Raw genomic sequence first — 627 nt, 5'->3', positions numbered from 1 at the left:
ATACCGTCGCCCGCTCCAGGGTGAGACGACAGCCGACCCGGCCCTGGCGTTGCGGGACTGGCTGCGGGCGTATGCGAAGAAGCACCCGCGGTGGGGATACCGCAGGGCCTACCACGATGCCCGCGGCGAGGGGTGGGTCGTGAACCACAAGAAGATCCAACGGCTCTGGCGCGAGGAAGGGCTGCGCGTCCCGCAGCGGCGTCGCCGCAAACGCGTTGGGTCTTCGACCGTCGACGCCCCGGCAGCGGTCGCACCGAACCTCGTGTGGGCGGTGGACTTCCAGTTCGACGCGGACGAGCAGGGCCGTCCGATCAAGATCTGCTCCATCGTCGACGAGCACACCCGCGAGTGCATCGGCGGGCTCGTCGAACGGTCGATCACCGCGGACCGGCTCACCGCCCACCTCGAGGACCTCGTCGCCGTCCGGGGCGCCCCCGCGGTGCTCCGATCCGACAACGGCCCCGAGTTCATCAGCGACGCGATGGCCGACTGGGCCGGCACCCGCACCGGCCTGTTCTACATCCCGCCCGGCTCGCCCTGGCACAACGGGTACGTCGAGTCGTTCAACAGCAGGCTCCGCGACGAGTGCCTGAACATCAACAGCTTCTACTCGCTGCTCCACGCCCA

1 pseudogene is annotated in these 627 nt (G+C 69.4%); it reads left to right on the top strand.

Annotated features, from left to right (window positions below):
- A pseudogene (locus RF638_RS16075) lies at positions 1-627 on the top strand (IS3-like element ISAar43 family transposase); the annotation flags it as partial.

This window comes from Kocuria sp. CPCC 205235, assembly GCF_040980905.1.
Lineage (GTDB): Bacteria > Actinomycetota > Actinomycetes > Actinomycetales > Micrococcaceae > Kocuria > Kocuria carniphila.
The sequence above is the reverse complement of the archived record's forward strand: the minus strand, read 5'-3'. Positions and strand labels throughout refer to the sequence as shown.